This window comes from Xanthomarina maritima, from assembly GCF_008084905.1.
In the GTDB taxonomy this organism is placed as follows: Bacteria; Bacteroidota; Bacteroidia; order Flavobacteriales; family Flavobacteriaceae; genus Xanthomarina; species Xanthomarina maritima.
On sequence record NZ_VSFC01000016.1, the window covers coordinates 1 to 3,408 of the forward strand.

The 3,408-nt window shown below is 42.9% G+C and carries 2 tRNA genes and 2 rRNA genes; all 4 read right to left on the bottom strand.

The annotated features are described in order from the left end of the window. Positions 1–878 (bottom strand): 23S ribosomal RNA (locus FVF61_RS03090); the annotation flags it as partial. Between the two features lie 156 nt (positions 879–1,034). Then, a tRNA-Ala gene (locus tag FVF61_RS03095) sits at positions 1,035–1,108 on the bottom strand. A gap of 73 nt (positions 1,109–1,181) precedes the next feature. Next, positions 1,182–1,255, bottom strand: a tRNA-Ile gene (locus FVF61_RS03100). A gap of 86 nt (positions 1,256–1,341) precedes the next feature. After that, a 16S ribosomal RNA gene (locus tag FVF61_RS03105) occupies positions 1,342–2,867 on the bottom strand. Between the last annotated feature and the right edge of the window lie 541 nt (positions 2,868–3,408).

Genomic DNA, 3,408 nt, shown 5'->3' on the forward strand with positions numbered 1-3,408 from the left:
TAAAACTATAAATCAACGCTGCACCTAAATGCATTTCGGGGAGTACGAGCTATTTCCGAGTTTGATTGGCCTTTCACCCCTACCCACAGGTCATCCGAAGACTTTTCAACGTCAACCGGTTCGGTCCTCCACTGTATGTTACTACAGCTTCAACCTGCCCATGGGTAGATCACACGGTTTCGCGTCTACCACTACTAACTAAAGCGCCCTATTCAGACTCGCTTTCGCTACGGATCCGTGACTTAATCACTTAACCTTGCTAGCAACGGTAACTCGTAGGCTCATTATGCAAAAGGCACGCCGTCACCCTAATGGGCTCCGACCGCTTGTAAGCGTATGGTTTCAGGATCTATTTCACTCCCTTATTCAGGGTTCTTTTCACCTTTCCCTCACGGTACTAGTTCACTATCGGTCTCTCAGGAGTATTTAGCCTTATCGGATGGTCCCGACTGATTCACACAGGATTACTCGTGTCCCGCACTACTCAGGATACCACTATAATTAACGCTCTTTACTTATACGGGACTATCACCCTCTTTGGTCGCTCTTTCCAAAGCGTTCTAATTCATTACGCAATCAATACTGTGGTCCTACAACCCCGGTATTGCCTTAACAATACCGGTTTGGGCTAATCCGCGTTCGCTCGCCACTACTTACGGAATCACTTTTGTTTTCTTCTCCTCCGGGTACTTAGATGTTTCAGTTCCCCGGGTTCGCCTCCTTTCGGATACTATATCTTCAATATAGCGGGTTGCCCCATTCGGATATCTACGGATCAATTTGTATGTGCCAATCCCCGTAGCTTTTCGCAGCTTATCACGTCCTTCATCGCCTCTGAGAGCCTAGGCATTCCCCATACGCTCTTATGTAGCTTATTGTACTTTTTGTCTTTTTAATGAGTTTACATGATTAATTAAAAGCTCGTAACCCTAATTAATCATCAATTATTATATATAATTAGACGATTCTAATTATATATTTCATGTATCTTTTTCAATATGTCAATGAACTTCCTTTTGGTTTTACCAAAATTGTGGAGAATATCGGAGTCGAACCGATGACCTCCTGCGTGCAAGGCAGGCGCTCTAGCCAGCTGAGCTAATCCCCCATTTAGAATTCAGAACTTTGAATTCAGAATTTCGAATTGTGAATCCCAACTTCCAGAATTTCCTTTAATTTAGTAGTCTCAGGCAGACTCGAACTGCCGACCTCTACATTATCAGTGTAGCGCTCTAACCAGCTGAGCTATGAGACTCTACTTAATTATTATAAAAATTAAATTAACAGCAAGAGAACAAACCTTTCTTTCTCAGTTTATTCAAATTAGTCGTCTTTCTCTAGAAAGGAGGTGTTCCAGCCGCACCTTCCGGTACGGCTACCTTGTTACGACTTAGCCCTAGTTACCAATTTTACCCTAGGCCGCTCCTTGCGGTGACGGACTTCAGGCACTCCCAGCTTCCATGGCTTGACGGGCGGTGTGTACAAGGCCCGGGAACGTATTCACCGCATCATGGCTGATATGCGATTACTAGCGATTCCAGCTTCACGGAGTCGAGTTGCAGACTCCGATCCGAACTGTGATAGGTTTTATAGATTCGCTCCTGCTCACGCAGTGGCTGCTCTCTGTACCTACCATTGTAGCACGTGTGTAGCCCAGGACGTAAGGGCCGTGATGATTTGACGTCATCCCCACCTTCCTCACAGTTTGCACTGGCAGTCTTGTTAGAGTTCCCGACTTGACTCGCTGGCAACTAACAACAGGGGTTGCGCTCGTTATAGGACTTAACCTGACACCTCACGGCACGAGCTGACGACAACCATGCAGCACCTTGTAAAGTGTCCGAAGAAAAATCTGTTTCCAAATCTGTCACTCTACATTTAAGCCCTGGTAAGGTTCCTCGCGTATCATCGAATTAAACCACATGCTCCACCGCTTGTGCGGGCCCCCGTCAATTCCTTTGAGTTTCATTCTTGCGAACGTACTCCCCAGGTGGGTTACTTATCACTTTCGCTTAGCCACTCAAACCGAAGTTCGAACAGCTAGTAACCATCGTTTACGGCGTGGACTACCAGGGTATCTAATCCTGTTCGCTCCCCACGCTTTCGTCCATCAGTGTCAGTATATTATTAGTAATCTGCCTTCGCAATTGGTATTCTATGTAATATCTATGCATTTCACCGCTACACTACATATTCTAACTACTTCATAATAACTCAAGATAACCAGTATCAAAGGCAATTCTACAGTTGAGCTGCAGGATTTCACCTCTGACTTAATTATCCACCTACGGACCCTTTAAACCCAATGATTCCGGATAACGCTTGGATCCTCCGTATTACCGCGGCTGCTGGCACGGAGTTAGCCGATCCTTATTCTTACAGTACCGTCAAGCCTCTACACGTAGAGGTGTTTCTTCCTGTATAAAAGCAGTTTACAACCCATAGGGCAGTCTTCCTGCACGCGGCATGGCTGGATCAGGCTCTCGCCCATTGTCCAATATTCCTCACTGCTGCCTCCCGTAGGAGTCTGGTCCGTGTCTCAGTACCAGTGTGGGGGATCCCCCTCTCAGGGCCCCTATCTATCGTTGCCATGGTAAGCCGTTACCTTACCATCTAGCTAATAGAACGCATGCTCATCTTTTACCGATAAATCTTTAATATAGTCTCGATGCCAAGTCTATATACTATGAGGTATTAATCCAAATTTCTCTGGGCTATCCCCCTGTAAAAGGTAGATTGCATACGCGTTACGCACCCGTGCGCCACTCGTCAGCAAATTAGCAAGCTAATTCCTGTTACCGTTCGACTTGCATGTGTTAAGCCTGCCGCTAGCGTTCATCCTGAGCCAGGATCAAACTCTTCATCGTTAATTCTTAAATATTATTTAACAACTAATCGAAATAGTTTTAATTAGGTACTCAAAATGGTTTATTCTCTTGTCGGATTTAACCGTTTCCAGTTAAATCTTACGCTGTCAATTCAATATGTTTATGAACTTTTTCTTTTCTTTCTTAAGGCGTTTATCTCTTAAGCGGGTGCAAATATAAAACCCTTTTTTTATTCCCACAATGTTTTTTGAAAAAAAATTAAAAAAGTTTTTTAAACTCTCTTTCTTATAATCTGCTAAACATCATTTTTATGAACTTTTTCCGAAAACTTATCACGCTTTACGTCGTTTTCGGGGTGCAAATATACAACCCTTTATTTCCCCTAAACAAACTTTTTTTAAACTTTTTTTTAACTATCTTTCTATAACCTAATTTACAAGTGGTTACAACTCATATTTTTTATAGTTAATCCTAAATCATTATAATCATCTAGTATAACTATATATCATATTTACTAATCACTCTATATATGGAAGTCATTATCTAATCTAAATAATAAAAAACCACTAAATGTCTAAGA